Below are 1,083 nucleotides of genomic sequence, written 5' to 3' on the forward strand. Positions count from 1 at the left end.
ACCACTGTACCATGCGGTACCGTGGTCTTATGCGGTATTAGCAGTCATTTCTAACTGTTATCCCCCTGTATGAGGCAGGTTACCCACGCGTTACTCACCCGTCCGCCGCTCAGTCAAATGAATCTTCATCCGAAGAATCAGGTTCAAGTGCTTCGCTCGACTTGCATGTGTTAAGCACGCCGCCAGCGTTCATCCTGAGCCAGGATCAAACTCTCGTTAAAAAATCTCAAATCTGCTGTTACACAGATCCAAAATCAAGTTCGCTCCAGTTCAAGAAAACTACTAGCTTTCTTATCCCTTTTACTGTTATTAGGTTGACATTTTCATGTCTTCGTTCTGAATTTTTCTCTTAAGAAATCTTCAGGGTTGTTGTCTATTGTTTAATTATCAAGGTTCTTTGTTGCCATTTGCGACAGCCATATTAGAATACCATATGTTCTGTCGTTTGTCAACAACTTTTTTATTTTATTTTTTCTTTCGACTTTTGTTTTTCGAAAGCTTTTCTATAATACCATACTCATTTTTTTCAGTCAAGTGTTATTTTGACTTTTTTCAACATTTTCCGGTATTATATTCACCGTAAAACTACATCCATTATCCAGACTGTTTTCCGGCAACGGAGAAAGAGGGATTTGAACCCTCGCGCCGCTATTAACGACCTACTCCCTTTCCAGGGGAGCCCCTTCGGCCAGCTTGGGTATTTCTCCAGATACTGCTCGAGTACATTCATATAAAAAACTACCAGCTTTCTACTTGGTAGTTTTTAAGCGGAGAGGGTGGGATTCGAACCCACGCGCCCTCTCGGACAAACGGTTTTCAAGACCGCCTCGTTATGACCACTTCGATACCTCTCCATGTATTCAATTTTTATCGCATCAACTCAGCGACATGTTGTATTTTATCACACAACCTGTCGCCCGTCAATATCTATTTTTTATTTTTGTTATTTTTTCTTCAAAAATCTCATTTGTAAAACTTACTTCCACCCCTAACTAACCTGATGTGGAACTTACTACTTCCAAACATCAGGTATGGAAATTACTTATTCTTAATGCTATCTTATTCCTGTTCATCCATCTCTAA

Annotated in this window: 2 tRNA genes and 1 rRNA gene; all 3 read right to left on the reverse strand. The window is 40.0% G+C overall.

What is annotated here, in order from left to right:
- Nucleotides 1–221, reverse strand: a 16S ribosomal RNA gene (locus ABE547_RS14635); the annotation flags it as partial.
- 396 nt (nucleotides 222–617) lie between these two features.
- Nucleotides 618–707: transfer RNA gene (locus ABE547_RS14640), tRNA-Ser, on the reverse strand.
- A gap of 61 nt (nucleotides 708–768) precedes the next feature.
- Nucleotides 769–854 (reverse strand) — tRNA-Ser (locus tag ABE547_RS14645).
- Nucleotides 855–1,083 lie beyond the last annotated feature (229 nt).

This window comes from Dorea sp. YH-dor226 (genome assembly GCF_039832105.1).
GTDB lineage: Bacteria > Bacillota > Clostridia > Lachnospirales > Lachnospiraceae > Dorea_A.